This window comes from Streptomyces humidus (genome assembly GCF_014649655.1).
GTDB lineage: Bacteria > Actinomycetota > Actinomycetes > Streptomycetales > Streptomycetaceae > Streptomyces > Streptomyces humidus.
Map to the genome: position 1 here is coordinate 220574 of NZ_BMTL01000006.1, position 16444 is coordinate 237017.

At 71.8% G+C, this 16444-nt stretch carries 16 protein-coding genes; 10 read left to right on the plus strand and 6 right to left on the minus strand.

Annotated features, from left to right (window positions below; genetic code table 11):
• Positions 1-2: 2 nt before the first annotated feature.
• The 9 genes from IE239_RS08990 to IE239_RS09030 all read left to right on the plus strand — a co-directional run bounded on the left by IE239_RS08990 (position 3) and on the right by IE239_RS09030 (position 8298).
• Positions 3-962: an ABC transporter permease gene (locus tag IE239_RS08990; protein ID WP_190148747.1), complete on the plus strand. Its 960-nt coding sequence runs from the start codon at positions 3-5 to the stop codon at positions 960-962.
• A gap of 8 nt (positions 963-970) precedes the next feature.
• Positions 971-1771, plus strand: coding sequence for an ATP-binding cassette domain-containing protein (locus tag IE239_RS08995; RefSeq protein WP_190148748.1), 801 nt, complete (start codon positions 971-973; stop codon positions 1769-1771).
• Positions 1764-2714, plus strand: coding sequence for a ribokinase (locus IE239_RS09000; protein WP_229877955.1), 951 nt, complete (start codon positions 1764-1766; stop codon positions 2712-2714). The genes IE239_RS08995 and IE239_RS09000 overlap by 8 nt, the downstream gene beginning before the upstream one ends.
• 4 nt (positions 2715-2718) lie before the next feature.
• The gene (rbsD, locus tag IE239_RS09005; protein WP_190148749.1) at positions 2719-3120 is read left to right on the plus strand and encodes a D-ribose pyranase; all 402 of its coding nucleotides are present in this window, start codon (positions 2719-2721) and stop codon (positions 3118-3120) included.
• Between the two features lie 261 nt (positions 3121-3381).
• The gene (gene argC, locus IE239_RS09010) at positions 3382-4410 is read left to right on the plus strand and encodes an N-acetyl-gamma-glutamyl-phosphate reductase (protein ID WP_190148750.1); all 1029 of its coding nucleotides are present in this window, start codon (positions 3382-3384) and stop codon (positions 4408-4410) included.
• Between the two features lie 85 nt (positions 4411-4495).
• A complete protein-coding gene (gene argJ, locus IE239_RS09015; RefSeq protein ID WP_190148751.1) occupies positions 4496-5647 on the plus strand; it encodes a bifunctional glutamate N-acetyltransferase/amino-acid acetyltransferase ArgJ in 1152 nt (383 codons plus the stop codon).
• A complete protein-coding gene (argB, locus tag IE239_RS09020) occupies positions 5644-6549 on the plus strand; it encodes an acetylglutamate kinase (protein ID WP_190148752.1) in 906 nt (301 codons plus the stop codon). Before argJ ends, argB begins: the two co-directional genes overlap by 4 nt.
• Positions 6546-7745 carry an acetylornithine transaminase gene (locus tag IE239_RS09025; protein WP_190148753.1) on the plus strand — a complete coding sequence of 400 codons (1200 nt, stop codon included), beginning with the start codon at positions 6546-6548 and terminating at the stop codon, positions 7743-7745. Before argB ends, IE239_RS09025 begins: the two co-directional genes overlap by 4 nt.
• Positions 7746-7752: 7 nt before the next feature.
• Positions 7753-8298, plus strand: coding sequence for an arginine repressor (locus IE239_RS09030; protein ID WP_190148754.1), 546 nt, complete (start codon positions 7753-7755; stop codon positions 8296-8298).
• A 245-nt stretch (positions 8299-8543) separates the two neighbouring features.
• On the opposite strand, the gene IE239_RS09035 is transcribed toward IE239_RS09030, so the two are convergent.
• The 6 genes from IE239_RS09035 to IE239_RS09060 all read right to left on the minus strand — a co-directional run bounded on the left by IE239_RS09035 (position 8544) and on the right by IE239_RS09060 (position 14682).
• Complete coding sequence (locus IE239_RS09035; protein ID WP_190148864.1) at positions 8544-9332, minus strand: FAD:protein FMN transferase; 789 nt, start codon at positions 9330-9332, stop codon at positions 8544-8546.
• Between the two features lie 4 nt (positions 9333-9336).
• Positions 9337-10443 carry an FMN-binding protein gene (locus IE239_RS09040; protein ID WP_190148755.1) on the minus strand — a complete coding sequence of 369 codons (1107 nt, stop codon included), beginning with the start codon at positions 10441-10443 and terminating at the stop codon, positions 9337-9339.
• Positions 10444-10497: 54 nt separating this feature from the next.
• On the minus strand, positions 10498-11880 hold the full coding sequence (locus tag IE239_RS09045; RefSeq protein ID WP_190148756.1) for a ferredoxin reductase family protein: 1383 nt from the start codon (positions 11878-11880) through the stop codon (positions 10498-10500).
• 165 nt (positions 11881-12045) lie between these two features.
• Entirely contained in the window at positions 12046-12750 is a 705-nt protein-coding gene (locus tag IE239_RS09050) for a L,D-transpeptidase family protein (RefSeq protein ID WP_190148757.1), read from the minus strand.
• Positions 12751-13026: 276 nt separating this feature from the next.
• Positions 13027-13608 carry a pyridoxamine 5'-phosphate oxidase family protein gene (locus tag IE239_RS09055; protein WP_190148758.1) on the minus strand — a complete coding sequence of 194 codons (582 nt, stop codon included), beginning with the start codon at positions 13606-13608 and terminating at the stop codon, positions 13027-13029.
• 171 nt (positions 13609-13779) lie between these two features.
• On the minus strand, positions 13780-14682 hold the full coding sequence (locus IE239_RS09060) for a hypothetical protein (RefSeq protein ID WP_190148759.1): 903 nt from the start codon (positions 14680-14682) through the stop codon (positions 13780-13782).
• Between the two features lie 259 nt (positions 14683-14941).
• On the opposite strand from IE239_RS09060, the gene argH reads away from it, so the two are divergent.
• Entirely contained in the window at positions 14942-16375 is a 1434-nt protein-coding gene (gene argH, locus IE239_RS09065; protein ID WP_190148760.1) for an argininosuccinate lyase, read from the plus strand.
• The last annotated feature ends 69 nt before the right edge of the window (positions 16376-16444 follow it).

Sequence of the window (16444 nt, forward strand, 5' to 3'; positions counted from 1 at the left end):
CGATGACAGACGCTCAGGCGCCCGGACACCTCACAGGGCGCCTCTCAGTCGGGGCGGCGGCGCGTCTCGCCGCCCCGATCGGGGTGGTCGCGGTGTTCGTGGCGTTCTTCATCGCCACGCCCGACTTCCTCACCGTGAGCAACATCAGCGACCTGCTGGTGTCCACCTCGATCCTGCTGGTGCTCGCCATGGGCCAGCAGCTGGTGGTCACCGTGGCCGGTATCGACCTCTCGGTGGGGTCCAACCTGCCCTGGTCGGCGGCAGTACTCGGATACGCCTACACCCACGGCTGGGGACTGCCCGTCTCCGTGCTCCTGGCGCTGCTGGCGGGTCTGGCGGTCGGTGTGGTCAACGGCCTCATGGTGGCCCGGCTGAACATGACGGACTTCATCGTCACACTCGGCTCGCTGTCCGTGGTCAGCGGCCTGACCCTGCTGCTGAGCAGCGGCAACACCGTCGCGGTGAACTCCGGCTTCCTGCGCGATCTGGCGCTGGACGGGATCGGCCCGGTGCGCTGGTTCTGGTTGGTGGCCGTCCTGGGGGCGGCGATCGTCGGCTTCCTGCTCTTCCGCACGCGCACGGGTACGTATCTGCTCTCCACCGGCGGCAACCGGGAGGCCGCTCGTGAGGCCGGCGTCCACGTCGACCGCATGCGGCTCATCGCCTACGCCAGCTCCGGGCTGGCGTGCGGAATCGCCGCCGTGCTGTTCGTGGCCCGCACCGGCGGCGCCGACCCGAGCCTGCAGACCGACCTGCTGCTCGGCTCCATCGCCGCCGTCGTGCTCGGCGGGTCCAGCCTGTTCGGCGGGAAGGCCTCCGTGCTGGGCTCGGTGGCCGGCGCCGTGCTGCTGCAGTCCCTGGTCAACGGCTTCACCCTGCTCGGCATCTCGCAGTACTACCAGCCCGTCGCGGTCGGCGCCGTGGTGCTCGGCGCCGCGTTCATCTCCCGGTTCCAGAAGTAGGGACAGTCATGACAGACACCGCAGCCCGCGGGGCGGGCGAAGCCTCGGCCGTCGACCCGCCGCTCGTGGCCATCACCGGACTGTGCAAGACCTTCGACGCTGTGCGCGCACTGCAGGGCGTGGACCTGACGCTGGCCGAAGGCGAGGTCACCGCACTGCTGGGAGACAACGGGGCGGGCAAGTCCACCCTGGTGCGCTGCCTGACCGGGGTGCATCCCCCGGACGCCGGTGAGATCCGGTTCCGGGGCGAGCAGATCCGGCTGAACTCCCCCGACGACGCACGCCGGCTGGGCATCGAGACGGTGTACCAGACCCTCGGACTGATCGAGGACCTCCCGGTGTGGCAGAACCTGTATCTGAACCGGGAACTGACCCAGGGATTCGGGCCGTTCCAGGTGCTGGACAGGAAGTCCATGATCGGCCACAGCCGGGACATCCTGGCCCGGCTGGACGTCAACGTGCCCAACGTACGGGCCACGGTCCGCCGTATGTCCGGAGGCCAACGGCAGAGCATAGCCATCGCCCGGGCGGCCAACTGGGGCAAGACACTGGTGATCATGGATGAGCCGACCGCCGCGCTGGGCGTGCGGGAGACGGCGGCCGTGGAGGCACTGATCCGCCGGCTGCGCGACGCGGCGGTGACCGTACTGCTGATCAGCCACGACATGGCACAGGTGCTGCGCGTGGCGGACACCGCGTACGTGCTGCGCCGTGGGCAGACCGCCGCCCGGCGGGTCGTCGCCGACACCACCGGCGACGAGTTGGTCGGTCTGATCACGGGAGCACTCGAAGGGGACGCTCGTGTCTGAGCCCCGGCCGCCGATGGTCGTGGTGATCGGCTCGGTGAACATCGACCACGTCGTGGCGTCCGACGCCTTCCCGTCCCCCGGGGAGACCATCCCCGGCCGGACCGCGCAGGTCACACTCGGCGGCAAGGGCGCCAACCAGGCCGTGGCGTCGTCCGCCGCCGGGGTGCGTACCGCGATGATCGCCCGGGTCGGCGCCGATCCCGAGGCCGTCCGCGCCCGCGAGGGGCTGCGCGCCAGGGATGTGGAGGTGCACGGGGTGGTCCCGGTGCCTGACGCCGAGACCGGAACCGCGTGGATCACGGTCGCGGCCGGAGACAACACCATCATCGTGATCCCCGGGGCCAATCACCGGTGGCCGTCCGAGGGAGACCCGCTGGAGGGCGCCGGCGCGGACGCGGACGTCGTGCTGGCCCAACTGGAGATACCACTGGACGTGGTGGAGCGCGCGGCGGCCGCCTGCACGGGCCGGTTCCTGCTCAACGCCGCGCCGGCCGTCAGGCTGCCGGACCGGCTGATCTCCCGGTGCGATGTGCTGATCGTGAACGAGCACGAACAGGCGGTGGTCTCCGGGCAGCCAGACCCGGAGAGGGCCGCGGACCCGTCCGCCGTGCGGAAGGCGCACGCCGCGCTGCGCGCCCGGGGCGCCAAGGCGGTGATCACCACGTTGGGAGGGGCGGGCGCGATCATCACCGATACGGACGGCGCCACCACCGAGATCCCGGCGATCCCCGCCCCGGTCACGGACACCACCGGTGCCGGCGACGCGTTCGTCGGGGTGCTCGCCGCCCGGCTGGCCGCCGGTGACTCGCTTCTGGATGCCGCCCGGCTGGGGACAGCCGCCGGCTCCCTGGCGGTCCGGGTCGCCGGCGCCCAGCAGCACCGCGCCGACCTCGACACCCTGCGCGCCACCCTTGCCGCCGTCACCCCTGCAGAGAAGGGCTGAATCCGTGATACGAAACGGCATCATCCACCAGGAGCTGGCCGGCCTGATCGCCGGGCTCCGGCACACCGACACCTTCGTGATCAGCGACGCGGGCCTGCCTCTGGCGCCGGATACCCCGGTCGTGGATCTCGGCTACCGGTACGGCCAGCCCCCGTTCCTGGACGTCGTGGAGGCCGTGCTGGCACAGGTCGTGGTCGAGGACAGCTGGGTGACCGACCAGATCCGCGAGGTCAACCCCCTTGTCCACACCGGGCTGCGCTCTCTGGGGCTCGACCCCGAGCCACTCGCTCACGACGAGTTCAAGGCGAGAGTCAGGGCCGCACGCTTTGCCGTGCGCACGGGTGAGGACAGCTTCTTCGCCAACGTGCTCTGCCGTGCCGGAGTCCCGTTCTCGGGAGGGCGCTGAACGCCCGGCCGGGATACACGGGCGGCAGAGCGCATGGGCGCCCGCCGTGAGGCCCTGCGGCCGGCGCCCTGCGGACGGCGCAGGGCGCTCGTGAGCGGCAGCAAGCAGCCGCCGTCCGCAAGCAGCCGCCGTCCCTGGGGAAGGATGTCGGCTGATCGGTCCTCCGGTACGCGGACGAAGCAGTACGACGCCGGACCGCTCCGCCTGGATTGCATAAACGTGCAGCGAAACGTATAGTCATGCCATCCAGGAGGAGGAGTCATGGTGGTACGTGCGGCGGTGGCCGGAGCGAGCGGGTATGCGGGCGGAGAGCTGCTGCGCCTGCTCCTCACGCATCCCGGGACCGAGATCGGAGCCCTCACCGGCCATTCCAACGCCGGCCAGAAACTGGGCGCCCTCCAGCCGCACCTGCTGCCGTTGGCCGACCGCGTGCTGGAGGAGACCGCCCCCGAGGTGCTCGCCGGGCACGACGTCGTCTTCCTCGCCCTCCCGCACGGCCAGTCCGCCGCCGTCGCCGAGCAGCTCGGCCCCGATGTCCTCGTCGTCGACATGGGCGCCGACTTCCGGCTGAAGGACCCGGCCGACTGGGAGCGGTTCTACGGCTCGGCGCACGCCGGGACCTGGCCGTACGGCCTCCCCGAACTGCCGGGCGGCCGCGCCGCGCTGGAGGGGTCCAAGCGCATCGCGGTCCCCGGTTGCTACCCCACGGCCGTCTCGCTGGCCCTGTTCCCCGCCTACGCCGCCGCGATCGCCGAGAACGAGGCCGTGGTCGTCGCCGCCTCCGGCACCTCCGGCGCGGGCAAGGCGGCCAGGACGCACCTGCTGGGCTCCGAGGTCATGGGCTCCATGTCGCCGTACGGTGTGGGCGGCGTCCACCGGCACACCCCCGAGATGATCCAGAACCTCAGCGCGGCGGCGGGTGAGCCGGTCACCGTGTCCTTCACGCCGACCCTCGCGCCGATGTCCCGCGGCATCCTCGCCACCTGCAGCGCCAAGGCCCGGCCGGGCGTCGGCGCCGACGCCGTCCGCGCCGCCTACGCCAAGGCCTTCGCCGACGAACCGTTCGTCCGTCTCCTCCCCGAGGGACAGTGGCCCGCCACGGCGTCCGTCTACGGTTCCAACGCCGTTCAGGTGCAGGTCGCGTACGACGAGGCCGCGGGCCGCATCATCGCCGTCAGTGCCATCGACAACCTGACCAAGGGCACCGCGGGCGGAGCCCTGCAGAGCATGAACATCGCCCTCGGACTCGACGAGAGCACCGGGCTTTCCACCATCGGGGTCGCACCATGAGCGACGCGCGCGCGGCCACCGGGCCGCAGACGACGATTGCCGCACCGCTGCGCCGCGCGGGCGGAGAAGCGAACGAGGAGATGCAGTGAGCGTCACGGCAGCCAAGGGATTCACGGCGGCGGGCATCGCCGCCGGGATCAAGCAGAACGGCAACCCGGACCTGGCCCTGGTGGTCAACACCGGGCCCCGCCGCGCGGCCGCGGGCGTCTTCACCTCCAACCGAGTCAAGGCCGCGCCCGTCCTGTGGTCCGAGCAGGTCCTCAAGGGCGGCCTGGTGAGTGCGGTCGTCCTCAACTCCGGTGGCGCCAACGCCTGTACGGGGCCGAAGGGCTTCCAGGACACCCATGCGACCGCCGAGAAGGCCGCGGACGTTCTGGGGCACAACGCGGCCGAGGTCGCCGTCGCCTCGACCGGCCTCATCGGCGTCCTGCTGCCGATGGACAAGCTCCTGCCGGGCGTCGAGACCGCCGCCGCACAGCTGTCCGAGCACGGCGGCGAGAAGGCCGCCATCGCCATCAAGACCACCGACACCGTCCACAAGACGTCCGTGGCCCAGGGCGACGGCTGGACCGTCGGCGGCATGGCCAAGGGCGCGGGCATGCTCGCCCCGGGCCTCGCCACCATGCTGGTCGTCCTCACCACCGACGCCGACCTCGACAGCGAGACCCTGGACAGGGCGCTGCGCGCGGCGACCGCCGTCACCTTCGACCGGGTCGACTCCGACGGCTGCATGTCCACCAACGACACCGTGCTGCTGCTCGCCTCCGGCGCCTCCGAAGTCACCCCGGGGTACGAGGAGTTCGCCGCCGCCGTGCGCACCGTCTGCGACGACCTGGGCCGGCAGCTCATCCGCGACGCCGAGGGCGCCAGCAAGGACATCAGGGTCGAGGTGGTGGGCGCGGCCAGCGAGGACGACGCCGTCGAGGTGGGCCGTTCCATCGCCCGCAACAACCTCCTCAAGTGCGCGATCCACGGCGAGGACCCCAACTGGGGCCGCGTGCTCTCCGCGATCGGCACGACGAAGGCCGCCTTCGAGCCGGACCGGCTGAACGTCGCCATCAACGGCGTCTGGGTCTGCAAGAACGGCGGCGTCGGCGAGGCCCGCGACAAGGTCGACATGCGCTACCGCGAGGTGCACATCGTCGCCGACCTCGCCGCAGGCTCCGAGACGGCCACGATCTGGACCAACGACCTGACCGCCGAGTACGTCCACGAGAACAGCGCCTACTCCTCATGAGCAACGTGACCCGCAAACACACCGCGCTTCCCAAGGCCCAGATCCTCATCGAGGCGCTGCCCTGGCTGGTCCGCCACAACGGCAGGACCGTCGTCATCAAGTTCGGCGGCAACGCCATGATCGACGAGGACCTGAAGGCCGCCTTCGCCCAGGACGTCGTCTTCCTGCACCACGCCGGTCTCAAGCCGGTCGTCGTGCACGGCGGCGGGCCGCAGATCAGCGCCGCCCTCGACCGGCACGGCATCGTCAGCGAGTTCAAGGCCGGCCTGCGCGTCACCACCGAGGAGGCCATGGACGTCGTACGGATGGTGCTGGCCGGGCAGGTGCAGCGCGAGCTGGTCGGCCTGCTCAACCAGCACGGGCCGCTCGCCGTCGGACTGACCGGCGAGGACGCCCACACCATCACCGCCACCAAGCACCAGCCGCAGATCGACGGCGAGTCGGTCGACATCGGGCGGGTCGGCGAGATCACCGCGATCGACACGGGCGCCATCGAGGCCCTGCTCGCAGACGGCCGTATCCCGGTCGTCTCGTCGATCGCCCGGAGCCAGGACGACGGGCATGTCTACAACGTCAATGCTGATACGGCGGCTGCGGCACTGGCTGCTGCTCTGGGCGCCGAAACCCTCATGGTCCTCACGGACGTCGAGGGTCTCTACGAGGACTGGCCGAACAGCGACGAGGTGATCAGCCGCCTCACGGCCGCGCAGCTGGAGAAGCTGCTGCCGGACCTGAGCTCCGGCATGGTCCCGAAGATGGAGGGCTGCCTGCACGCCGTGCGCAACGGCGTGAACACCGCCCGGGTCATCGACGGGCGGGTCCAGCACTCGATCCTGCTGGAGATCTTCACCGACGAGGGGATCGGCACGATGGTCGTGCCGGACGGACAGGGGGAGCCGTGAGCGACGCCAACGACGAGCTGACCGCGCGGTGGCAGGGCGCGTTCATGAACAACTACGGCACCCCGCTGCTGCCCCTGGTGCGCGGCGCGGGCAGCCGGGTCTGGGACGCCGACGGCAAGGAGTACCTCGACTTCGTCGGCGGCATCGCCGTCAACGCGCTCGGCCACGCCCACCCGGCCGTCGTGGACGCGGTGAGCCGCCAGATCGCCTCCCTCGGCCACATCTCCAACTTCTTCATGGCCGAGCCCACCGTCGCCCTCGCCGAGCGGCTGCTCGAGCGCTTCGGCCGGGACGGCAGGGTCTTCTTCTGCAACTCCGGCGCCGAGGCCAACGAGGCCGCTTTCAAGATCGGCCGGCTGACCGGGCGCACGCACGTCGTCGCCACCGAGGGCTCCTTCCACGGCCGGACCATGGGCGCCCTGGCGCTCACCGGTCAGCAGGGCAAGCGGGAGCCGTTCCTGCCGCTGCCCGGCGACGTCACCCATGTGCCCTTCGGCGACGCGCAGGCGCTGGCCGCCGCCGTCACCGAGGACACCGCTCTCGTCGTCCTGGAGCCCGTCCAGGGCGAGCTCGGCGTCGTCGTCCCGCCCGCCGGCTACCTCAAGGCGGCCCGCGCGATCACCGCCGCCACCGGGGCGCTGTTGGTCCTGGACGAGGTGCAGACCGGCGTCGGCCGGACCGGCCACTGGTTCGAGTACCAGGCCCACGAGGGCGTCCTGCCGGACGTCGTGACGCTGGCGAAGGGCCTCGGCGGCGGGCTGCCGCTCGGCGCGACCGTCGCCTTCGGCCGGGCGGCGGAGCTGCTGCAGCCCGGCCAGCACGGGACGACGTTCGGCGGCAACCCCGTCGCCTGCGCCGCCGGGCTCGCCGTTCTCGACACCATCGAGAACGAGGGGCTGCTGGAGAACGTCAAGCGGCAGAGCGAGAAGCTGCGGGACGGAATCACGGGTGCGGGCCATCCGTTGATCGATTATGTCCGGGGCGCGGGTCTCCTCCTGGGTATCGTGCTCACCGAGCCCCGCGCGCCCCAGGTGCGCCAGGCGGCTCAGGAGGCCGGGTTCCTGGTGAACGCGCCCGCCCCCGACGTCGTCCGGCTGATGCCGCCGCTGAACCTCGGCGACGACGAGGTGGAGGCGTTCCTCGGGGCACTGCCCGGCATCCTCGACGCAGCGAACGGGGACGGATCCGGGGAATGAGACGACGATGAGCCAGGCGCAGGACCATGAGCAGGCCGGTGCGGGCGGGGCCGCCGTGCCGCAGACCCGCACCGCGCGTCACCGCCGGATCGTGGACATCCTCAACCGGCAGCCGGTGCGCTCGCAGAGCCAGCTGGCGAAGCTGCTGGCCGACGACGGACTGAGCGTCACCCAGGCCACGCTGTCGCGCGATCTGGACGAGCTGAACGCGGTCAAGATCCGCAACAACGACGGCGACCTCATCTACGCGGTGCCCAGCGAGGGGGGTTTCCGCACCCCGCGGGCGCCCCTGGGGGAGTCGGCGAAGGAGGAGCGGATGCGGCGGCTGTCGCAGGAGCTGCTGATCTCCGCGGAGGCGTCCGCCAACCTCGTGGTCCTGCGGACCCCTCCGGGGGCCGCGCAGTTCCTCGCCTCGGCGATCGACCAGGCCGAACTGCAGGACATCCTGGGGACCATCGCGGGCGACGACACGCTGCTGCTGATCAGCCGGGAGCCCACGGGGGGACAGGCGCTCGCCGACCATCTGCTGCGACTGGCCCAGAACGGCCACTAGCGGCCTCGCCTCCGCCGGGCTTGCGGGACGGACGGTCGGACCCCACCGGCCGGAGCCGGAGCACCCGGCTCGGCGCGGCCCCTGCGGGACCGCGGAAAACATGACGGGGCTGCGCGAGACGTGCCGGGTGCGGGCGAGTGGGGGGCCGGTCGCACGGCCCTCTACGGGACGCCGGTCGCGCGGGTCCCCGCGCCCTTGGGGCGGGGACCCGGCCCGGGGACGTGTGCCGGGCGCGGGCCGGATCGTCAGCCCAGGCGTCGTGCCAGACCGCCCGTGCAGCGGACCTCGTCGCCCGCCGTGATCAGGAGCGCCTCGACGTCCGGGAGTGCCTCCAGCCACGCCAGCGCCTCCCGCGACCCCATGGCGAACGCCGCCGTGGCCCAGCAGTCCGCCCAGGTCAGCCGGGGCGCGACCACCGTCACGGCCACCAGGTCCGTCACCGCGGACCGCCCCGTGCGGGGATCGACGATATGGTCGCCCCGTTCCGTCGTGCCCGACGTGGCCACCGCCAGTTCGTCCGCGCCCGCCGCCGAGACCACGGCCGCGAGGCCGCCCGGCCGCAGCGGGTCCGACACCCCGACGCGCCACGGCCGCTCGGGTCCGGGGACGCCCAGCAGCTGCACGTCCCCGCCGCCGTTGACGCTGACCCCGCTCACGCCCGCCGCCGAGATCAGCCGGGCGGCGCGCTCGGCGGCCCAGCCCTTGACGACGCCGGTCGGGTCAAGCCGGCCCTGGTAACGCATGCTGAACCAGCCCCCGCTGACCCGCTCCGCCTCCTCGCCCAGCGCCAGCACCTCGGCGACCTCGGGATCGCACTCCTCGACGGTCAGCTCACCGCGCGCCAGCCGGGACACCTGGCTGTCCTCGCGGTAGGTGCTGAAGACCTCGTTCACCCGGTGCAGCGAGGCGATCGCCTCCTCCAGCGCCGCCCGCACGGCCTCGGCCTCGCCGCCGCGGACGTCGAAGGAGAAGACGGTCCCCATGACCTCTTCGGCATGCCGCACCACGGCGGGCGCCGGCGCAGGCTCGGTCACGGTGTCAGCCACCGGCCTGGTCCAGCGCCGACTGCAGCGACTTCTTGTAGCCCTCGCTGGTGTAGGTGGCGCCGGAGACGGAGTCGATGTCGGCGTTGCCCGCCGCGACGGCTTCCTGGTTGAGCTTGGGGACGGAGAGCTGGGTCTTCTGGTCGCTGGTGCCGCCCTTGGGGGCCTGCACGGCCTCGGCCTTGGTGATCTTCCCGCCGGCGACGGTGATCCGGACCTGGACCGGCCCGTACTGCGTCTGCTGGACGGCGCCGGTGACGGTCTTGGCCTGCGCGGCCCCCGAGGAGGATCCCGCGCTCCCGGAGCCCGACGACGAGCCCGCGCCCTTGCCCGCGCTCGCCTTCGCCTTGTCCAGCGCCGACTGCAGCGACTTCTTGTAGCCCTCGCTGGTGTAGGTGGCGCCGGAGACGGAGTCGATGTCGGCGTTGCCCGCCGCGACGGCTTCCTGGTTGAGCTTGGGGACGGAGAGCTGGGTCTTCTGGTCGCTGGTGCCGCCCTTGGGGGCCTGCACGGCCTCGGCCTTGGTGATCTTCCCACCGGCCACGGTGATCCTGACCTGCACGGTTCCGTACTGCGTCTGGACCGCGTCACCGGTGAAGGCGCCGGCGGCCTGGGCGCTGCCCGAGCCCTGGGAGGCCCCGGACCCGGCGCTCGCGTTCGCCTTGTCGATCGCCGACTGCAGCGACTTCTTGTAGCCCTCGCTGGTGTACGTGGCGCCCGACACCATGTCGATGTCCGGGCTCTGCTTGGCGACGACCTCGGCGTTGAGCCTGGGCACGGCCAGCGCCGTCTTCTGGTCGCTGGTGCCGCCCTTGGGGGCCTGCACCGCCTCGGCCTTGGTGATCTTGTTCGCGACCACGGTGATCCGGACCTGCACGGCCCCGTACTGCGTCTGGACGGCGTCGCCGGTCATCGTGCCGGTCACCGGCGCGCCGGCTCCGCCCTGGGCCGCTTCCTGCGCCGCCGCCGCACCCGTCCCCGAGCCCGCGGCCTGCGCGGAACCGGGGTCGGACGACGGCTTCAGCGACAGCAGCAGCACGATCCCTGACACGGTGGCGGCAGTGGCCAGCACGACCCGCCGAAGAGGGTGGCTCTTCCTCATCGCTTCCTGAGCTCCTGGTTTCCGTTGGGCGAGGTTCCCGTGCGTACGGGTCGCTCACATCTCGAACGACTCGTGGTGGATGCGGCGGGCGGGAACCCCGGCGCCGCGCAGTGCCTCGTACACACCCTGGGCGAAGCCGTTCGGCCCGCACATGAAGACGTCGTGGCTGTCGATGTCGGGGATCTTGCGCTGGAGGGACTCCGCCGAGATGTCGGGGCGCTCCCCGTCGGGGCTGTTGACGGCGTACATCAGCCGCGCCCCGCGCTCGTCGGCGATCTTCGCCAGCTCGTCCCACAGCGCCAGGTCCTGGGTGCTGTTGGCCCGGTAGAGCAGGGTGATGTCACCGGCCGCGCCCGGCAGCGTCTCGAACAGCGCCCGCATCGGCGTGATGCCGACCCCGCCGGCCACCAGCAGCACCTTGCCGCGGCTGCGCCGGGACGCCGTCATCGCGCCGTACGGGCCCTCGGCCCACACCCTCGTGCCGGGCTGCAGCTCGCGCAGTGCGGCGCTGTGGTCGCCGATCGCCTTGACGGTGATCCGCAGCAGCTCCGGGCGGGGGGCCGCCGACAGCGAGTACGGGTGGGAGCTGAGGCGCATCCCCGGCGCCATGAACCTCCAGCGGAAGAACTGGCCGGCCTCCGCGCCCATCCGGTGCAGCTTGCGCCCGCCGATCAGCACGGACACGATGCCCGGCGTCTCCTCGATGACGGCCTCGACGCGCATACGGTGACGCAGGTTCAGCCGGAGCGGGGTGATGATGCGATACCAGACGACCAGCGCGGTGACCGACCCGTACAGCGCGTACCAGGCGGTCTTCGCGGTCGGCTCGACGGCGAAGTCGTTGCCGGTGGTGATCTGGTGCCAGAAGGTCAGGAACACGGCCGCGTACGTCATCAGGTGGATGTGGTACCAGGTGTCGTACGGCATCCGCTTGCGCACCGGCGCGATCGACACGAGCCCGATCAGCAGGAACAGACCGGTGCCGATGGCCGCCTTGCCCATGTCCGGCAGCTGGTTGATGGAGTCGATCGTCTGCTGGACGATGTCCCCGAGCGACTTGCCGGCCTGCAGCGCGTACCCCCACATGATGAGGAAGACGTGCGCGAAGACCAGGCAGAGCGTGTACCGGCCGCTCATCGCGTGCCAGCGGGCGACCCGGTCCGAGCCCACCCGCCGCTCCAGCGCGGGCACCCGAGCCATCTGCAGCACGACGAGCGCCATCAGGTACCCGGCGAGCAGACCGGTGATCCGTCCCGCGTTGAGGATCTTGCTGTTGTCGTCCGCGATGTTCGGCGTGTTGTTCCACCACAACCACAGGACTCCCGCGGCGCCCGCCCAGACGGCGAGCAGCAGCGGAACGGCCGGGGAGCGGCGCGGACGGATGCGGCGCATCGTCTGGCGGCGGGCGGCACGGCCGCCGGCGATCGTCGTGGTCACTGTTCCTCCGTGGGTACGGACCCTTGGCCCTCAGATACGGGGCCCGGGCGCGCAGCGTTCAGCGGCGCGCCGAGACGGCGAGAGCGTCCCGCTGACGGGGCGAAGGCCGGTGGCCGGCGTTCGGGCCGACCGCCCGCGCACGCACCGTCCCGGGGGCGCGGCGGCTCAGTACCGGGTGATCGCGGTCGGCCCGGCGGACGTGCCGATCGCGATGTGGGGGCGCTCCTCCGGCCGGGCCCACGCGAGGATCCGCCCCAGCGCCCGCGCCGGCGCCGACACACAGCCCGCGGTCGCCCCGCGGCCGTCGACGTGCAGGAAGATTCCCGCTCCGCGGCCGCGCACGGGCTTGTCGTAGTTGAACCCGATGACCAGCGCGTGCGCGTACTGCGTCCGGTAGGTCACCAGATGCTCGGACTCCGCGGCACGGCAGTCGGCCGGCCGCGGTTCGGTCCACCGGTTGTAGGCCGCGGAGGAGACGTCCTGACACCACCAGGAGTTCTGCCGCACGGGACGGTACGCGTACGTCGTCCCGCGCGGCGCCGGCCGCACACCGAAGGCGAACGGCAGGCGGTACAGGCCCGTCGGCGTGGTGTTGGTGCCCTGTCGGCGCACGGCCCCCTCGACCAGGCCGTTCACACCGAACCGGGCCGGGGCGGAACCGGCGCGCACCCACCGGCCGTCCCGCAGGTCCCACCACTCGAGCGTGCCCGAGGCGGCGCCGGCCTCCGGCGCCACGGCGGTGATCAGCTGTGTGCCGCCGCCCGTGTCCGCCATCCGCGCCGGCAGCGGCTCCGCGGTGCGGTGCGGGGCGGCGCCGAGCAGGAGCAGGGACGGACAGAGAAGGAGGGCGGCGACGACACGAGAGCGCATGATGCAGACGCTAGGCGCGAGCGGCGGCACCGGCAGGCCGGGTGGGCCGACCGTGCACGCAGCCGCCCCCGGCGGCCGTTTCGGGTCACCGGGGGCGATTGCGTACGTGGTCGGCGGAGTGGCGGGCCGGGTGCCGGTGCGCTCGGCGAAGCCGGACCCGGGGACGAGAGCGCCGGAAGGACGTCCCGTCAGCTGTCGCCGCCGGAGCAACGGTCTCCCCCGAGCGACGGTCCCCGACGGAGCATCAGGCGGCCCTCGTCGCAGAGCCTCCGCACGTCACATCGGGTGCAGGGGCAACGGCAGCCCGGGAAGCCCGTCCATGCTGGTGGCGATGTGCTCCTTCTTCGCGAAGTACGTGCTGAGCGAGTCGTCGTCCTCGCGCGCGAACCGCGTGCCGTGCAGCTCGCGGTCCTCGTCGTACGTCATGAAGGGCACCGCGTACCCGCAGGTGTCCCGGACGAGCTCGGCGTGCACGACGATGATCGCGCGCAGCCCGTGCCTGGTCGCATCGATGTCGGGGAAGCGGGCGAGGAGGTCCCGGAAGCGGGGGTCGTCCCGGAAGACCGGCTCGCCCCGGCCGTGCACGCGCACGATGTTCGGCGGCCCCTGGAAGGCGCACCACATCAGCGTGATCCGGCCGTTCTCGCGCAGGTGCGCGACCGTCTCGGCGTTGGAGCCGGCGAAGTCGAGGTACGCCACGGTGTGCTCGTCGAGGACCGTGAACGAACCCCTGAGTCCCTTGGGGGAGAGGTTGACCGTGCCGTCGCCGGCCAGGGGCGCGGTCGCGGTGAAGAAGAGGGGCTGCTCCTCGATGAACGTCCGGAGCCTGCCGTCTATGCGTTCATAGGTCTTTCCCATGTCTGACGATTATTCGGGAAAGCGTTTCGCGTTTCTGACGAGATCACGGAAGCCGCTCTGCCGGCGCCCGCGCGCGGCCTCGTGCGCCGGCCGCTGAGCGGCTCGGCCGCGCGGACCGCAGGTGACCGCCCCGGCCGGAGTCTTTCCGGGGCGGTCACCGCACCTGTCACGTCACTTGTTCAGCGTGCAGGCGGCGAGGGCGTTCAGCCCCTGCGGCTTGGTCCCCTTGCGGCCGATCGAGATGGCGATGCGGTCGATGGTGGACTCGCGCTTGCCCTTCAGCGGGCCGAGGATCGCGTTCTGGACGAAGTTGGGGCCGCCCTGGCCCACGGTGTTCTGCAGCCGCGTGTTGGCTTCCTGGATCTGCGTCTGCAGCAGGGTGAGGTTGCGGGCGACCTCGGCCTGGGCGGTGGCGGGGATCGCGGGAAGCTGCGAGGCGACGTCCGGGCAGGTGATCGTGCCGACCGCACCGGCGTTGCCGCCGTTGTTTCCGGCGTTCCCGTTGTTCCCGTTGTTCCCGGCGTTGCCGTTGTTCCCCGCGTTGCCGTTGTTCCCGGCATTCCCGGCGTTGCCGTTGTTCCCCGCGTTGCCGTTGTTGCCCGCTGCGCCGCCGGCGTTGGCCGCGCCGCCTCCGTTGAGGGCGCAGGGCGCCAGCGCGTCCAGGCCCGTCGGCTTGGCCGCCGTCCGGCCGATGGCCGTGGCGATGCGGTTGACGGTCGAGACGCGCTTGTCCTTCAGCGGGCCGAGGATCGCGTTCTGGACGAAGTTGGGGCCGCCCTGGCCCACGGTGTTCTGCAGCCGCGTGTTGGCTTCCTGGATCTGCGTCTGCAGCAGGGTGAGGTTGCGGGCGACCTCGGCCTGGGCGGAGGCGGGGATCGCCGGCAGCTTCGAGGCCACGTCCGGGCATGAGATGGTGCCCGGACCGGCGGCGAGCGTCCGGGCGTCGGTCGCCTTGCTCCCGGACTCCCCGGCCATGGCGTTGTTCACCACGACTGCACCGGTCAGAGCCACGGCGACGGCACCGCCGATGATCGCCACACGACGCTTGTTGTACTTCGGAAGAGCCCTGGACATGCGGATGCCTCACTTGGGTCAGGAGTGGCTGTGTCAACGCGGCGCCGGCGTTCAGGGGTGAGTACGGGTAAGCGGTTGCCTTTGTTCAAGGCGTCTTCGAAAAGTCTTCGGGGCCGGGCGGGGCCGCGTGGACCGGGCCGGGCGGGACCGGGCGACGTGCTTCGGCCGCCGCCCTTCCGCGCGAGGCGGATTGACGAATCATGCAGAGGTCTGCATACTCATGCATAACGTTGAGGTGCAGCGGTGAGGAGCAGCGCAAGTGAGCAGCAACAGCGGTGACGTAAGGCTCTGGGGCGGCCGTTTCGCCGACGGTCCCGCCGAGGCCCTGGCGAAGCTGTCCGCGTCCGTCCACTTCGACTGGCGGCTCGCGCCCTACGACATCGCCGGATCCCGCGCCCACGCGCGGGTGCTGCACAAGGCCGGCCTGCTCACCGAGGACGAGCTGACCCGGATGCTCGACGGGCTCGACCGGCTCGCGGCGGACGTCGCGGACGGCTCCTTCGTGGGCACCATCGCCGACGAGGACGTCCACACCGCTCTGGAACGCGGCCTGTTGGAGCGCCTCGGCCCCGATCTGGGCGGCAAGCTGCGCGCGGGCCGTTCCCGCAACGACCAGGTCGCCACCCTGTTCCGGATGTACCTGCGCGACCACGCCCGGATCATCGGCGGCCTGATCGCCGAGCTCCAGGACGCCTTCGTCGGCCTGGCGGAGGCCCACCCGGACGTGGCGATGCCCGGCCGCACCCACCTCCAGCACGCCCAGCCGGTCCTGTTCGCCCACCACGTCCTGGCCCATGTGCAGTCGCTGTCCCGGGACGCCGAGCGGCTGCGCCAGTGGGACGAGCGCACGGCGGTGTCGCCGTACGGTTCGGGCGCTCTGGCGGGCTCCTCCCTCGGCCTGGACCCGGAGGCGGTGGCGAAGGACCTCGGCTTCGAGCACGGCAGCGTCGGCAACTCCATCGACGGCACGGCGTCGCGCGACTTCGTCGCCGAGTTCGCCTTCATCACCGCGATGATCGGCGTGAACCTCTCCCGGATCGCCGAGGAGATCATCCTCTGGAACACGAAGGAGTTCTCCTTCGTCACTCTGCACGACGCGTTCTCCACGGGCTCGTCGATCATGCCGCAGAAGAAGAACCCGGACATCGCGGAGCTGGCCCGCGGCAAGAGCGGCCGCCTCATCGGCAATCTCACCGGTCTGATGGCCACCCTCAAGGCCCTGCCGCTGGCCTACAACCGCGACCTTCAGGAGGACAAGGAGCCGGTCTTCGACTCCTGCGACCAGCTGGAGGTCCTCCTCCCCGCCTTCACCGGCATGATCGCCACCCTCACCGTGCACCGCGAGCGCATGGAGGAACTGGCCCCGGCCGGCTTCTCCCTGGCCACCGACATCGCCGAGTGGCTGGTCAAGCAGGGCGAGCCGTTCCGCGTCGCGCACGAGGTCGCCGGCGAGTGCGTCAAGGTCGCCGAGGCCGACGGCAAGGAGCTGGACGAGCTGACGGACGAGCAGTTCGCGAAGATCTCCGCCCGCCTCACCCCTGAGGTGCGCTCCGTCCTCAACGTGCCCGGCGCCCTCGCCTCCCGTGACGGCCGCGGCGGCACCGCGCCCGCCGCGGTCGCCGTCCAGCTCGCCGAGGTGAAGCGGAACGTGGCGGCTCAGCACGAGTGGGCGACGGCCAAAGAGAAGCGGTAGGCGGCATCCCCCGCCCGGCCCGGTCGCCGGGCCGGGCGCATCCGCCCGCCGCCGGGCCGGGCGTCGTCC